Genomic DNA, 13,075 nt, shown 5'->3' with positions numbered 1-13,075 from the left:
CGCTCCTGCGCCATGCAGCCGGCCACGGTTTTCACCGGCGGACCCGCCCCACGACCAGTACCGCAGGACTGGACGCCACCGCGCGCAAGGGCGGGAGAGAGCGCACCGCATCGATACCTCACCCACTTGCCGCAAAGCCCACAGCCAGTCTCAGCGGCCTTGCGGGACAGGCGCCGGCTCAGCAGACGCTGGCGCGCTCCAGCACCGCCAGCACGTTGCGCGCCGCTCCCACGCCCATGTTCACATAGGCATCCGAGGTCACGCCGCCGATGTGCGGGCTGAGGATGAAGCCCGGCTGGTGCAGGAAAGGGTGGCCGGCCGCCATGGGCTCGACGGCGAAGCTGTCCAGGCCTGCGGCGCTGACCTGGCCTTGCTGCACGGCGGCCAGCAGCGCGGCCTCGTCGATGAGACCGCCGCGTGCGGTGTTCACCACAATCACGCCGCGCCTGCAGCACGCCAGGGTGGTGGCGTTGAGCAGGTTGCGGTTGTCCTCGGTCAGCGGGCAGTGCAGCGAGATCGCATCGCTTTCGCGCCACAGCGTATCCAGGTCTACGGCCTGCACGTAGCCGGGCAGCTGGCCCGCAAAGGGATCGAAGCCGATCACGCGCATGCCCAGTGCATCGGCCATCTTCGCAAAGCGCAGCCCTATGGCCCCCAGGCCGACCAGCCCCACAGTGCGCCCGGCCAGCTCCAGGCTTTTGTGCGTGGACTTGTCCCAATGGCCGGAGTGCATGCGCGAGTCCAGCTGCACCACCGACTTGGCGCAGGCCAGCAGCAGGGCCAGCGCCTGTTCGGCCACGGCCGCCGCGTTGGCACCGACCGCCGCCACGACCTCGATGGCGCGCTGCGCGGCCGCTGCCTTGTCGATGGTGTCCGTGCCGCTGCCGTGCTTGGAAATCACCTTGAGCGAAGGTGCGGCGTCCATGACTGCGGCCCCCACCTTGCCGTAGCGCACGATGATGGCGACGGGATCATGCCGGCGGCACAGGGCCACCAGGTCTTGCTCGGTGGGCGTCTTGCCCGCGTAGACGATGTCGTGGCCTTGCAGCAGATCCAGTGCCTGCTGTGCCAGGTCTGCGCCCGTGACGATGATGGTGCTCATAGCGTCTCTCCCTCCTTGAGCACGCCGGCCGCGCGCAGCGCGGCGGGCAGCCACTTCGAGGCCGTGTCGCCGCGGGCGATGGCCTCGATGCGCGCGGCCTCGTCGGCCACTTTCCTCTCGGCCAGCGCCAGCATGGCCGGTGCCTTGGCGCGCTCGATCACGACCACGCCGTCGGCGTCGCCCACCACCAGGTCGCCCGGGTTCACCGTCGCACCGCCGCAGGAGATGGGGTGATTGATGCGACCGGGCACGAACTTGGTCGGACCTGCAGGATTGAAGCCGGCGCTGAACACCGCAAAGCCCAGCTCCAGCAGCTCGAGCTTGTCGCGGATCGCGCCATCGACGATCACGCCGCCAAGGCCTGTCTTCTTGCAGGCGCTGAGCATCAGCGTACCCATCAGGGCCGCAGTCTGGTCTCCCTTGCCGTCGATGACCAGGATATCGCCGGGCTTGGCCAGGGCGATGGCGGCGTGGATCATCAGGTTGTCTCCGGGGCGCACCTCGACGGTGAAGGCCGGGCCGGCAAGCTTCATGTCCTGGTGCACGGGCGCCACACGTGCGTTCATGGTGCCGCGGCGGCCTGCCACGTCGGCCAGGATGGCGGCCTGAAAGCTCGACGCCTTCTGGACGACCTCGGCGCTGACGCGCTCGATGTCACGGATGATTTCTGAAAGTTGGCTCATGATGGTCAGGTTCGCGGTTCGGTCCGCTTGCAGAGGTGAAAGTGAAGAAGGAGCAGGAGTGGCCGGGCGCACCGCGTCCTGCCCGCGAGGGCACATGCCAGGCATGTGCACCAGGCATGGCGCGGCAGGTGTGCGGGAGTGGGTGGTGGGTGGTGGGTGGTGGTTGGCGCGATGGCGCGGTGGCGTGATCGGCCTCAGTCCAGGCTGGCGCCCGAGTCCTTGACGATGCGGCCCCAGCGCGGCACCTCGGTGCGCAGCAACTGGGCAAAGGCCTGGGGCGTGCCGCCCAGCACGTCGCCGCCCTCGGAGCGCAGCTTCTCGGCCACATCGGGCTGCTTCAGAGCCTGGTTGATGGCCTTGTTGAGCTGCTGCACGATGGCCTCGGGCGTGCCTGCGGGCGCCAGCACGCCATACCAGGAGCTGGCCTCGAAGTCCTTGTAGCCGAGCTCGGCCAGCGTGGGGGTGTCGGGCAGCTGGCTGGAGCGCGCCAGCGAGGTCACGACAATGGGCCACAGCTTGCCGTTGCGCACCTGGCCCAGCAGCGTGGGAATGGCGGACATGTACAGGTCGATCTGTCCGCCCACCAGGTCCGTCATGGCCTGGCCTGCACCCTTGTAGGGCACATGGCGCAGGCTCATGCCCGAGATCTTCTGGGCCTGCTCGCCCGCCAGATGGGCCACGGTGCCGTTACCCGAATAGCCCAGGGTGATGCCGTCGGGCCTGGCCTTGGCCGCCGTCACCAGCTCGGCAAAGGTCTTGTAGGGCGTGTTGGCGGGAGCCGCCATCACGATGGGCGCCGAGGACACCAGGGCCACGGGCGCCAGGCTCTTGATCGGGTCGTAGGGCAGCTTGACGTAGAGCCAGGGGTTGATGGCGAGATTGCTGGTCTGGCCCATGACCAGGGTGTAGCCGTCGGGCGCGGCCTTGGCCGCAGCGTCCACACCCAGGTTGCCGCCCGCGCCGGGGCGGTTGTCCACCACCACGCTCCACTTGTGCTGCTCGGCCATCTTCTGGGCCACGGTGCGCGCAATCATGTCCGTGCCGCCGCCGGGCGGGAACGGCACGATCAGGCGGATCGGCTTGGCCGGATAGGCGGACTGCGCCAGCGCGCCGTCGAAGGCAGTGACGGCAGCCACGAAGCCGAGCACGGCGGCAGGCAGGGCGCGCGAAAGCGGGCGAAAGTTCATCTGTTGTCTCCTGTTGGTCGCTTTGAAGCGTTTTCTGATGTGTGCGGACAGAATCCCCGACCGCTGGAGCGACTGTAGGCAAACGTTTCAACCCATACAATGCTGTTTCGCACAATGAAACGCATTGCATCATGAGCAACCCCACCCAACCCGCGCAGCAGTCCGGCGACGGCGTCATCGCCGTCACCCGCGCGCTGCTGCTGCTCGAGGCCTTTGCGCTGGGCGAATCGCATCTTTCGCTGGCCGAACTCAGCCGGCGCTGCGGCCTGCACAAGAGCACGGTGCTGCGGCTGGCGCGCACGCTGGCCCGGTCGGGCTACATGGTGCAGCGCGAGGACGGGGAATGGCGGCTGGGTCCTTCCTCGGGCTGGCTGGGCGCGCGCTACCAGGCGGGCTTCGATGTGCAGAACGTGCTGGAGCCCGCGCTGCGCGAGCTCACCCAACTCAGCGGCGAGAGCGCCGCCTTCTACGTGCGCGAAGGCCATGTGCGCACCTGCCTGGTACGCGTGGAAGGGCCACAGGCCTTGCGCCACCATGCGCGCATGGGCGAGGGGCTGCCACTGGACAAAGGCTCGCCGGGCCGCGTCATCCTGGCGTTCTCGGGCGAGCCCGGCGAGGTCTATGAGCAGATCCGCCAAAAGGGCTACCACTGCTCCATCAGCGAGCGTGAGCAAGGAGTGGCTACGGTCTCGGCGCCAGTGTTCGGCATGCACTGGCGGCTCATGGGATCGGTCTGCATCTCGGGCCCCGCATCGCGCCTGCCCGAGGCCAGGCTCGAAGCCCTGGCCCGGACCGTGATCGCCGCCGCCAACAAGCTGTCCTATGCGCTGGCCGGCAACTCCGCCACGCCGGCCGCCAGCCCCGTGCGCGCCACGCAGTGGCATCCCTGAGGGCCGGGAACCGGCCCCCGGAAGGATTCATTTCTGTCGGAAGGAAGGTTCAAAAACAATAGCTGCTCTCGCTTACTGAAATTGAAACTCAAATACTTTTGTATCTGAGTTTCTTATATATAAATCGCTAACAGCTATCGTTTTATGCGTTGAATGCGCTCGGGCGAGCTCAGCGCGCCCAGGCGCAGCCGCCGTCCACGACCAGGGTGGAGCCCACCACATAGTCGCCGGCGCGCGAGGCCAGGAAGATGGCCGCGCCGGCCATATCCTCGGGCTCGCCGATGCGGCCCAGGGGCACGCGCCCTGCGGCCTCCTCCGCGTGGTCGCGCGCGTTCTTGTTCATCTCCGAGGCGAACGGGCCCGGCGCGATGGCGCTGACCACGATGCGCTCAGGCGCCAGGCGCAGGGCCATGCGCTTGGTCAGGTGGATCAGGCCGGCCTTGCTGGCCGCGTAGGAGTAGGTCTCCCAGGCGTTGACCGAGACGCCGTCGATGGAGGCGATGTTGATGACCTTGGCCAGCTGCGCGCCCGCGGCCGACTTGCGCAGCATGGGCGTGAGCGCCTGGGTCAGGAAGAAGGGCGACTTCATGTTCAGGTCCACGACCTTGTCCCAGCCGCTTTCGGGAAATTCGTCATAGGGCGCGCCCCAGGCCGCGCCCGCGTTGTTGACGAGGATGCCCAGCTGGCCTTCGTGCGCCGCATAGGCATCGACCAGCGACTTCACGCCGTCCATGGTGGACACGTCGGCGGGCAGCGAAACGCAGTGGCCCAGCTGCGACAGCTCGCGCGCCGTCTGCTCGCAGGCCTCGGCCTTGCGCGCCGAGATGTACACGCGCGCGCCCTGGCGCACAAAGCCTTCGGCGATCATGCGGCCGATACCGCGCGAACCACCGGTGACAAGAGCCGTGCGGCCCTTGAGCGAAAACATCTGCTGGGTATCCATGGTGCGGTCTCCTTGATGGTGTTCAAACCGCACCAGCTTATGCAAGGCCCGCCACGCCCGGCGTCGCCTAGGCGCCATGGCCGATGCCAGGCAGAAAGCACCGTCCTGCGCCTCGATCCCGGCTCAGGCCCCATACCTGCGGCCCCACACCGGCAGCCCTACTCCAGCCCCCAGGACACGCCGGCTGCGGCCTCCCACTGCTGCGCAAACCACTCGTCGCCACGCAGATAGGCCTGCAGCATGGGCAGGCCGTCCAGGCCCCAGAATACATGGCCGTCCACGACCCAGGCCGGCACGCCGAATACGCCGGCCTGCTGCGCCTGCTCCGTATTGCTGCGCAGCCATTGCTTGACCTCGGCACCGTCCTCCTCATGGCGCAGCTGCTCCTTCAGCTGCTCGCGCAGCACCTGCAGGCGCTGTGCGTCATTGGCCTCATGGCCGCCCTGCCAGACATGCTGCATCACCGCCTGCGCCACAAAGCGGTTGATGCTGCCTTCACGTCCGTGGGCCAGCGCCAGCCGCAGCAGCGGCAACGGCTTGAACGGATGCCGGGCCGGCATCTGCAGCGGTATGCCCAGCGACCGGCCAAGCCATGTGACATGGCGGTAGGTCCAGGCGCGCTTGGCAGGAATACCGGCCGGCCCGGGGTTGGCATTGCCTTGCAGCAAGGCCCCCAGCAGCACCGGGCGGTAATCCACGTGATAGCTGAGCCCTTGCAGCGCCTTGGGCATCTGCTCCAGCGCCAGCCATGCATAAGGCGACACAAAGTCCAGATAACAGGTGATGTGCTTCATGTCGGCTCTCCTCAAAGGGTGATCAGATCTCGGCCTGGCGCGGGTCCTTGAGGCCTGCGCGCTGCAGCAGCTGGCTCCAGATCTGCAGACGCAGCTCGGCATCGCCCTTGGACCAGGCGCGAATCTCGTCAATGGTTCTGAAGCAGCCCTGGCAATGGCTGCGGTCCTGCGTCATGCGGCAGACGTTGATGCAGGGCGATGCCACGGGCTGGTCGGCCTCGGCCCAGACCAGGGCCACCTCGGCCTTGGCGGCCAGTTGCGTCAGCTGCTGGGCCTGCTGAGCCTGCAGGGCCTGCTGTTCCTGAAGAAGTTCGGTACTCATGCCTGCTCCACCACGTCCGACCAGGGGGCGGCCGTCAGCGCCTGCAGCTGCGCGGGCGATGCGGGAAACACGCCGTGCGGATGGCCCGCTGCGGCCCACACGGTCTCGAAGCGCTGCAGCTCGGCATCCATCAAGGTCACGACCTTGGTGGCATGCGCCACGGGGCTGACGCCGCCAATCGAGAAGCCGGTGCTGGACTTGACGAATTCGGCATCGGCGCGGCCGACCTTGCCCACCAGTTGCGTCACTTTCGTTTCATCGACACGCTTGTCGCCCGAGGTCACGACCAGAACGGCCGCGCCATCGCTCCTGCGCTTGAAGATGATGCTCTTGGCCACCTGCCCGACCAGAATACTGAGCTGATCGGCGGCCTCCTGTGCAGTGCGGGCCGCGCCATCCAGCATCTGCGGCGCATGCGGATGACCGGCATCCTGCAAAAAGCGGCTGACGCGCTGCACGCCTTCCGGCAGCGCATGAAGTTCTGATCCACACATACAAACTCTCGAAGAAAGAGCGCCCACCGCGCCCCGTGCATCAAGTGTACTGAGTGATGAAGGCGCTGCACGCGCAAGGCGTACAGGCAAAGCCGTAAAGCATGCCGCCGCTGCCCCAGTAATGAGCGTCTGCACCATCAGCCTGCGGAATCTGAGAATCCAGCTGCAGCACAAAGCGCATGCTCTGGCCGCAGCAGGTGCACAGCGGCTGCCAGGGCGATTGAATCCACGCAGGCTCGCCCCCCACGCGGTACAGATTCTCGCGGCCGTTGGACTGGCCCCAATCCTGGCGCTGCCAGCGTGCGGGCGTTTCTGCCAGTGCCACCTCGGTAGCGCGCAAAGGCCCGTACTCCCAGTCCGGCTCCTGCAGCTGACCATCTGCGGCCGCGTTCAGGCAATGCGCCTGGCCTGTTTCATCGTGGCGGTAATGCAGCTCGCCCACGCCGCTTTCCATGCAGGACAGGCATAGCTGCAGATGCACGGTTGGCTCAGCAGGCTGATCGCGGCCAAACACCTTGCTGGCCGGCAAGCTGATCAGGTGCTGCAGCGGCTCGCCGCAATGCTGGCAGTTGCCTGCGCCCGCGCCGCCAAAGCGATAGCGTTCAGGGCCGTGCTGCAGATTCCAGCTGGGGTGCCAGTGCCGGGGAATCCAGGCAATTGCGTGATCCAGATAGCGCGCAGGGAATATCAAATGCATCGCTGCTTGCGCACTCTGCACCTGCGCTTCAGCCTCAAATGACTCGACATCGCAGTCCAGTTCTGCAAGAGGCGCTATCAAAGGCTTGATGAGTTCGGGCTGTTGATAGCTGGCCGCTTCCAGCACCGTGCGCTCTGCCTCGCTCATGCTGCCGCGCGCCTGGGCCGATTGCAGGGCTGCGGCCACCAGCGCCGGCCAGTCGTCGTCGGCCAGCCAGGACAACGTGTCGTGCAGCGTCACATGCCAGCGCGTATTGCCCGCCAGCAGCGCCTGCGCCAGTTGCTTGACCTCGGCCGCTGGCGCCTGCTGCAGCCAGGGCATGAGCGCGCGCGAGATCGACTCCAGCTGCACGGCCTTGACGGATTCGTCCACATCCAGTGCCGCAATGAAATCTGCTGCTGTCTGCATCTGCGGCTGCGCCTACTTGGGCGGCATCTGCGCGAGCTTGAAGCGCAGTTGCAGCAACTCGAGATTCAGATCACGCAAGTCTTTCTCCACATAAGCAATATGACTGGAGCTGTTCTTGGCGCTGCGTGCTTCGCGAAGCTCTTTTTTCTTCATGTCGATGCGTTGCTGCAGCTGGGCCATTTCTTCCTGCATGTCCAGCCGCTCGCGCACCGGGCCATAGCCCTGCAAAAAGGCAGACTCCACCTGCGCCGGGCAGTAGCCATACTGGTATTTGCGGCCCGTCTCTGCAAAAGCCTTGCCGCTTTCAGCCGTGCAAAAACCCCGCAGTCCCTGCTGCCAGCCCTGCTGATAGGCCCGCACATCCATCTGCACGCCGTTGTCCTTGCAGGTACGGAAATGGCGCTTGGCCCGGGTGGTGATGTCCTGCTTGCCGTCCATGGCATCCAGCTGGCCCAGATAGGCCCAGTCCGTGTCCTTGCACTCCTGGGCATCCATGCCGGCGCAGCCGCCCAGCAGGGCAGCTGCCGCCAGACACAGGGCCCGCGAAAAATGTGATCTTGCTTGCATGGCGGCGATGGTAACAACGCCCATGCCTGTCCGGGCCGCTCGGGCCGGTTGGGCCGGGCTTGGCCGGGCCGGGCCTCAACCCGCGCGCTTGGTCAGCAAGGCCTTGGCCACGCGCGACTGCGTGGGGCGGCCCAGATGCTCGCTGATGAACTGGCCCGCATCGATCAGCTTGTCGAGGTCGATGCCGGTCTCTATGCCCATGCCCTGCAGCAGATAGACCACGTCTTCGGTGGCCACATTGCCCGTGGCGCCCTTGGCATAGGGACAGCCGCCAAGGCCAGCGACCGAGGACTGGAAGTTCCAGACCCCCAGATCCAGCGCCGCCAGCGTGTTGCTCAGGGCCTGGCCGTAGGTATCGTGGAAATGGCCGGACACCTGGTCGAGATCGAAGTGTGCCAGCGTGGCCTCCAGCGCCTTTTGCACCTTGACGGGCGTGCCCACGCCGATGGTGTCGGCCACGTCCACGCGCTGCACGCCGATGCCCTTCATCAGCCCGGCCAGATAGCCCACCTTCTCGGGCGCGATCTCGCCCTCGTAGGGGCAGCCCACGGTGCAGCTCATGGCGCCGCGCACGGCAATGCCGGCCTCAAGAGCCGCCTGCACCACGGGCGCAAAGCGCTCGATGCTCTCGGCAATCGAGCAGTTGATATTGCGCTGGCTGAAGGCCTCGCTGGCCGCACCGAACACCACGATCTCGTCGGGCTTTCCGGCCAGCGCGGCTTCGAAGCCCTTGAGATTCGGTGTGAGCACCGAATACCGCACCCCGGCTCTGCGCACGATGCCAGCCATGACTTGTGCGTTGTCCGCCATCTGCGGCACCCATTTGGGCGACACATAGCTGGTGACCTCGATCTCCTGGAGGCCTGCGTCCTGCAGGCGCTGCACCAGCTCGATCTTGACGGCGGCAGGCACAGGCTGCTTTTCGTTCTGCAGGCCGTCGCGCGGGCCCACATCGATGATCTTGACGCGTGCGGGGTATTTCATTCTTGTCTCCTTGCTATCAATAGCCCTTGCCAAGGTCGACTCGACCTGTGACGGGCTCGCCCCGGCTCATGGCGGCGACCTTGCCCACAATCTGGGCAATGCTGTCCGCCGCCAGCGTGCGGGCCGAGGTATGGGGGGTGAGGATGATTCTGGACTGCTCCCAGAACGGATGATTCTCGGGCAGCGGCTCCTCGCGGAACACGTCCAGCATGGCGCCGCTGACATGGCCGGACTCGATCTGCGCAATCAGGTCGGCATCGACCACATGGCCGCCGCGCCCCACGTTGATCACATAGGAGCCGGGCTGCAGCAGCGCCAGCGTGCGGGCGTTGATGATGTCGCGGGTCTCGTCGTGCAGGGGCAGCAGGTTGACCAGAATGCGCGTCTCGGACAGAAAGCGGTCCAGGCTGTCCATGCCGCTGAAGCATTCAACGCCCTGCAGCTCGCGCGGCGAGCGGCTCCAGCCATTGACCTTGAAATCGAACACCGTCAGCGCCCTGGCCACGCGCTCGCCCATCTTGCCCAGGCCCATCACGCCCACGGGATAGTCCACACGCCTGGGGTTGCGCTGGTGCTGCCACAGGCCCTGCGCCATATCGGCCTCGTACCGATCGAGGCCGCGAAAGAATCGGATCACGGCCTGGGCCACATACTCGGCCATCTGCACGGCCATGCCCGCATCTTCGAGACGGTAGACGGGCAACTCCGCAGGGATAGTCAGCGGCAGCAGCGCATCCACGCCCGCGCCGATGTTGAACATGGCCTTGAGGCCAGCCGCCTGCTCGTCGAGGAACTGCTGGGGCGGCGCCCAGACCAGCGCATAGTCGGCCTGGGGTGCGCCCGGCTCCCAGATGGCAATCTCCGCGCCCGGCAGCGCGTCATGCAAACCTTTGAGCCAGGGTTCCGGCCGCGTATCGTCACAGCAAAATAAGACTTTCATGGATGCCAAGCCTAACGCTTTGCCATGCCCGCTGCAGACGCGAATGGCAAATGGACCGCTATCAAAAAAGAAGCTTCTTGCGCTTTACCTGTCTTGATTTCATCATTGAAAGTGACTGAATTCATGGATGGTCGGGCGCAAGCCGCTCATTTTGTTAAACAGTTCAACCCTGGCCGGATCAGGCGGCCACCTCGATGCGCAGCAGCTCGGCTCCTTCGCTGACCTGGTCGCCGGGCACATACAGCAGCTCCAGCACCACGCCATCGCCGGGGGCGGCAATCGTGTGCTCCATCTTCATGGCCTCCATCACCGCCAGCGGCTGGCCCTTGCTGACCTTGTCGCCGGCCTTGACCGTGAAGGACACCACCTTGCCCGGCATGGGCGCCGTCAGGCGGCCGCCTTCATGGCCGGTGTCGCCCGCATGGGCCAGTTGGTCGACCACGGTGATCTGGGTGCTGCCCGCCTCGGTGAAGATGGACAGCTGGTCGCCCTGGGCATGGACCACCACCACCGTGCGCTTGCCGTCCAGGCCCAGCTCCAGCCGGCCGTCGGCCAGTGCGCGCCACTGCAGCACGGCATCGCTGCAGCTCTCGCCCTCGCCAATGCCGAGCTGATAGGTCTGCGCCGCCTGCGTGCCGCGGCCGTATGCCAGGCCGGCCGTGAAGTCCTCGCCGCGGTAGGCAAAGCCGAACGCACGCACATAGCGGCCAGACATGCGCCAGCCGTCGCGGCGGCTGAAGGGGTCTGCGCCCTGCGCTGCCTGCTCAACCTGCAGCTGCCAGGCCATGGCGGCGGCGACGGCCAGGTCGCGGCCCACGAAATCCTTGCCGAACAAGGCCTCGCGCTCGCGCTCGATCAGCGCGGTATCGAGCTGGGCGTTGGAGAAAGCCTGGCTCTTCACCACCTGGCGCAGAAACTGCACATTGGTCGTCAGGCCCACGATATGGGTCCGGGCCAGCGCCGCATCCAGACGCGCCAGCGCCTGGGCACGGTCGTCGCCATGGACGATCAGCTTGGCGATCATGGAGTCGTAGAAGGGGCTAATCGCATCGCCCTCGCGCACGCCGTCGTCCACGCGCACATCGCTGATCTCGAAGCTGCTGCATTCGGGCTTGCGATAGACGGCCAGATGGCCGGTAGCGGGCAGGAAGTTGTTCTCGGGGTTCTCGGCGCAGATGCGCGCCTCGATGGCATGCCCCTGGATACGGAGTTCCGACTGCGCCTTGGGCAAAGGCTGTCCCGAAGCCACCAGCAGCTGCCAGCGCACCAGATCCTCGCCCGTGATGGCTTCGGTCACGGGGTGCTCCACCTGCAGCCGGGTGTTCATTTCCATGAAGTAGAACTTCATGGCTTCCGGCTGGTCGTAGCCACCGGGCTGCTCGACAATGAACTCCACCGTGCCCGCGCCCACATAGTTCACGGCCTTGGCGGCGGCCACGGCGGCCTCGCCCATCTTCTGGCGCAGCGCGGCAGTCATGCCCGGCGCCGGCGCTTCCTCGAGCACCTTCTGGTGGCGGCGCTGCACCGAGCAGTCGCGCTCGAACAGATAGACGCAGTTGCCCTGCGTGTCGCCAAACACCTGGATCTCGATATGGCGCGGGCGCAGCACGTATTTCTCGATCAAGACGGCGTCGTTGCCGAAGCTGTTGATGGCCTCGCGCTTGCAGGACTCCAGCGAGGCCGCAAAGTCCTCGCTCTTTTCCACCAGACGCATGCCCTTGCCGCCGCCGCCCGCGCTGGCCTTGATGAGCACGGGGTAACCAATGCGGTCGGCCTCCCGTTGCAGCAGCTCGGGGTTCTGGTCGTGACCGTGATAGCCGGGCACCAGCGGCACGCCGGCCTTTTCCATCAGCTGCTTGGACTCGGCCTTGAGACCCATGGCGCGAATCGCGCTGGCGGGCGGGCCGATGAAGACCAGGCCGGCCGCTGCGCAGGCATTGGCAAAGTCCTCGTTCTCGGAGAGAAAGCCATAACCGGGGTGGATGGCTTCGGCACCCGTGGCCTTGGCAGCTTCCAGAATGCGCTCCCAGCGCAGGTAGCTGTCCTTGGGCGCGCTGCCGCCGATATGCACGGCCTCGTCGCAGGCCGCGACATGCTTGGCCCGGGCATCGGCATCCGAATACACCGCCACGGTCTTCACACCCATGCGACGGGCGGTGGCGGCTACGCGGCAGGCGATTTCACCTCTATTCGCAATCAGAATTTTCTTGAACATATCGTCTCCGGTTATCGGTCAAATCACCACTCAGCGCATATCCGTCAAACGCAAGCAGCTATGTTTTTTGCAATGGATCCTGCGCCTCACCACTGCCGCGCAGGCGTCGAATAATCGCCTTGAGAAAGCGCCAAAGCGCCCAGATCGCCAGCCACATCGCTATCACCACAACCAGCAGCACGGCGGCAAACACCAGCGGATGGGTCAGCGCCAGCCAGAGGGCACCCAGCGATACCGTGTCTTCCGCCAGACTGGCTCCCACGTTGGAGAACGGTTCGGGCGAGGTGTTGATGAGGGCTCGCGTCGTGGTCTTGGCCGCCTGGCTGGTCGCGGCCAGCGTGCCGCCCATCAGCGCCGCAGCCATGGCCATGGTGGTGCTGTCGGCAGCAAAGACCGAGGCCGCCAGCGCCGCGCCGGCAGGAATGCGCAACACGCTCTGGAACAGGTCCCAGACCGAATCGACCACGGGAATCTTGTCGGCAAAGAACTCCACGAACAGCAGACCGCCGCTGATGACCAGCACCATCGGATGCTGCAGCACATGCAGACCGCCGGGCAGCGGCATCAGACCGCTGGCTCCCAGCAGGCCCACGGCGAACACCACGGCATAGAGGCGAAAGCCGCTGGCCCAGCCCAGGGCTGCCGCCAGCGCCAGCATGGACGCCATGTCCATCTGTCCCACGGCCTGCCCGGCCCTGGCAGCCACGTCTCCGACCTGGCCGGCAGCATCGCCCACGGCCCTGGCCGTATCGGGGTCGATATGCAGGCCGGTTCGGTGCAGCCAGTCGATGATGGTTTGCCAGATATCCATGGTGTTCATTCCCTAAGCGAGCCCGCAGGCTGAAGCGC

The 13,075-nt window shown here is 66.1% G+C and carries 14 protein-coding genes; 1 reads left to right on the top strand and 13 read right to left on the bottom strand.

Features of this window, described 5'->3' with window-relative positions:
• Window positions 1-178 precede the first annotated feature (178 nt).
• The 3 genes from AC1RTQ_RS04740 to AC1RTQ_RS04730 all read right to left on the bottom strand — a co-directional run bounded on the left by AC1RTQ_RS04740 (window position 179) and on the right by AC1RTQ_RS04730 (window position 2,972).
• Window positions 179-1,102, bottom strand: coding sequence for an NAD(P)-dependent oxidoreductase (locus AC1RTQ_RS04740; RefSeq protein WP_492874547.1), 924 nt, complete (start codon window positions 1,100-1,102; stop codon window positions 179-181).
• Window positions 1,099-1,785, bottom strand: coding sequence for an RraA family protein (locus AC1RTQ_RS04735; protein WP_409817290.1), 687 nt, complete (start codon window positions 1,783-1,785; stop codon window positions 1,099-1,101). Before AC1RTQ_RS04735 ends, AC1RTQ_RS04740 begins: the two co-directional genes overlap by 4 nt.
• 194 nt (window positions 1,786-1,979) lie before the next feature.
• The gene (locus tag AC1RTQ_RS04730; protein WP_492874546.1) at window positions 1,980-2,972 is read right to left on the bottom strand and encodes a Bug family tripartite tricarboxylate transporter substrate binding protein; all 993 of its coding nucleotides are present in this window, start codon (window positions 2,970-2,972) and stop codon (window positions 1,980-1,982) included.
• Window positions 2,973-3,103: 131 nt separating this feature from the next.
• Here AC1RTQ_RS04730 and AC1RTQ_RS04725 point away from each other — a divergent pair, with 131 nt between their 5' ends.
• Entirely contained in the window at window positions 3,104-3,862 is a 759-nt protein-coding gene (locus AC1RTQ_RS04725; protein WP_492874545.1) for an IclR family transcriptional regulator, read from the top strand.
• A 169-nt stretch (window positions 3,863-4,031) separates the two neighbouring features.
• Here the strand turns inward: AC1RTQ_RS04725 and AC1RTQ_RS04720 are convergent, their stop codons facing one another.
• The 10 genes from AC1RTQ_RS04720 to AC1RTQ_RS04675 all read right to left on the bottom strand — a co-directional run bounded on the left by AC1RTQ_RS04720 (window position 4,032) and on the right by AC1RTQ_RS04675 (window position 13,037).
• A complete protein-coding gene (locus tag AC1RTQ_RS04720) occupies window positions 4,032-4,805 on the bottom strand; it encodes an SDR family oxidoreductase (protein ID WP_492874544.1) in 774 nt (257 codons plus the stop codon).
• A gap of 158 nt (window positions 4,806-4,963) precedes the next feature.
• Complete coding sequence (locus tag AC1RTQ_RS04715) at window positions 4,964-5,599, bottom strand: 2-hydroxychromene-2-carboxylate isomerase (RefSeq protein WP_492874543.1); 636 nt, start codon at window positions 5,597-5,599, stop codon at window positions 4,964-4,966.
• A 22-nt stretch (window positions 5,600-5,621) separates the two neighbouring features.
• Entirely contained in the window at window positions 5,622-5,921 is a 300-nt protein-coding gene (locus AC1RTQ_RS04710) for a DUF1289 domain-containing protein (RefSeq protein WP_302092412.1), read from the bottom strand.
• Entirely contained in the window at window positions 5,918-6,415 is a 498-nt protein-coding gene (locus tag AC1RTQ_RS04705) for a YbaK/EbsC family protein (protein WP_302092413.1), read from the bottom strand. The genes AC1RTQ_RS04710 and AC1RTQ_RS04705 overlap by 4 nt, the downstream gene beginning before the upstream one ends.
• A 40-nt stretch (window positions 6,416-6,455) precedes the next feature.
• The gene (locus AC1RTQ_RS04700; protein ID WP_492874542.1) at window positions 6,456-7,520 is read right to left on the bottom strand and encodes a hypothetical protein; all 1,065 of its coding nucleotides are present in this window, start codon (window positions 7,518-7,520) and stop codon (window positions 6,456-6,458) included.
• Between the two features lie 12 nt (window positions 7,521-7,532).
• Window positions 7,533-8,111 carry a DUF2799 domain-containing protein gene (locus AC1RTQ_RS04695; RefSeq protein WP_492874541.1) on the bottom strand — a complete coding sequence of 193 codons (579 nt, stop codon included), beginning with the start codon at window positions 8,109-8,111 and terminating at the stop codon, window positions 7,533-7,535.
• A 51-nt stretch (window positions 8,112-8,162) separates the two neighbouring features.
• Window positions 8,163-9,071: a hydroxymethylglutaryl-CoA lyase gene (locus AC1RTQ_RS04690; RefSeq protein ID WP_492874540.1), complete on the bottom strand. Its 909-nt coding sequence runs from the start codon at window positions 9,069-9,071 to the stop codon at window positions 8,163-8,165.
• Between the two features lie 16 nt (window positions 9,072-9,087).
• A complete protein-coding gene (locus AC1RTQ_RS04685; RefSeq protein WP_302092417.1) occupies window positions 9,088-10,011 on the bottom strand; it encodes a 2-hydroxyacid dehydrogenase in 924 nt (307 codons plus the stop codon).
• 178 nt (window positions 10,012-10,189) lie between these two features.
• Window positions 10,190-12,226 carry an acetyl/propionyl/methylcrotonyl-CoA carboxylase subunit alpha gene (locus AC1RTQ_RS04680; protein ID WP_492874539.1) on the bottom strand — a complete coding sequence of 679 codons (2,037 nt, stop codon included), beginning with the start codon at window positions 12,224-12,226 and terminating at the stop codon, window positions 10,190-10,192.
• A 58-nt stretch (window positions 12,227-12,284) separates the two neighbouring features.
• Complete coding sequence (locus tag AC1RTQ_RS04675; RefSeq protein WP_492874538.1) at window positions 12,285-13,037, bottom strand: DUF4126 domain-containing protein; 753 nt, start codon at window positions 13,035-13,037, stop codon at window positions 12,285-12,287.
• Window positions 13,038-13,075 lie beyond the last annotated feature (38 nt).

The organism is Comamonas sp. GW821-FHT11H03, assembly GCF_058807955.1.
Note: the sequence above shows the minus strand (reverse complement) of the source record. Positions and strands in the feature narration are given on the sequence as shown.

Coding starts and splice junctions, on each gene's coding strand:
- AC1RTQ_RS04740 (WP_492874547.1), bottom strand. CDS start 1,102: ATGAGCACCATCATCGTCACGGGCGCAGACCTGGCACAGCAGGCACTG.
- AC1RTQ_RS04735 (WP_409817290.1), bottom strand. CDS start 1,785: ATGAGCCAACTTTCAGAAATCATCCGTGACATCGAGCGCGTCAGCGCC.
- AC1RTQ_RS04730 (WP_492874546.1), bottom strand. CDS start 2,972: ATGAACTTTCGCCCGCTTTCGCGCGCCCTGCCTGCCGCCGTGCTCGGC.
- AC1RTQ_RS04725 (WP_492874545.1), top strand. CDS start 3,104: ATGAGCAACCCCACCCAACCCGCGCAGCAGTCCGGCGACGGCGTCATC.
- AC1RTQ_RS04720 (WP_492874544.1), bottom strand. CDS start 4,805: ATGGATACCCAGCAGATGTTTTCGCTCAAGGGCCGCACGGCTCTTGTC.
- AC1RTQ_RS04715 (WP_492874543.1), bottom strand. CDS start 5,599: ATGAAGCACATCACCTGTTATCTGGACTTTGTGTCGCCTTATGCATGG.
- AC1RTQ_RS04710 (WP_302092412.1), bottom strand. CDS start 5,921: ATGAGTACCGAACTTCTTCAGGAACAGCAGGCCCTGCAGGCTCAGCAG.
- AC1RTQ_RS04705 (WP_302092413.1), bottom strand. CDS start 6,415: ATGTGTGGATCAGAACTTCATGCGCTGCCGGAAGGCGTGCAGCGCGTC.
- AC1RTQ_RS04700 (WP_492874542.1), bottom strand. CDS start 7,520: ATGCAGACAGCAGCAGATTTCATTGCGGCACTGGATGTGGACGAATCC.
- AC1RTQ_RS04695 (WP_492874541.1), bottom strand. CDS start 8,111: ATGGGCGTTGTTACCATCGCCGCCATGCAAGCAAGATCACATTTTTCG.
- AC1RTQ_RS04690 (WP_492874540.1), bottom strand. CDS start 9,071: ATGAAATACCCCGCACGCGTCAAGATCATCGATGTGGGCCCGCGCGAC.
- AC1RTQ_RS04685 (WP_302092417.1), bottom strand. CDS start 10,011: ATGAAAGTCTTATTTTGCTGTGACGATACGCGGCCGGAACCCTGGCTC.
- AC1RTQ_RS04680 (WP_492874539.1), bottom strand. CDS start 12,226: ATGTTCAAGAAAATTCTGATTGCGAATAGAGGTGAAATCGCCTGCCGC.
- AC1RTQ_RS04675 (WP_492874538.1), bottom strand. CDS start 13,037: ATGGATATCTGGCAAACCATCATCGACTGGCTGCACCGAACCGGCCTG.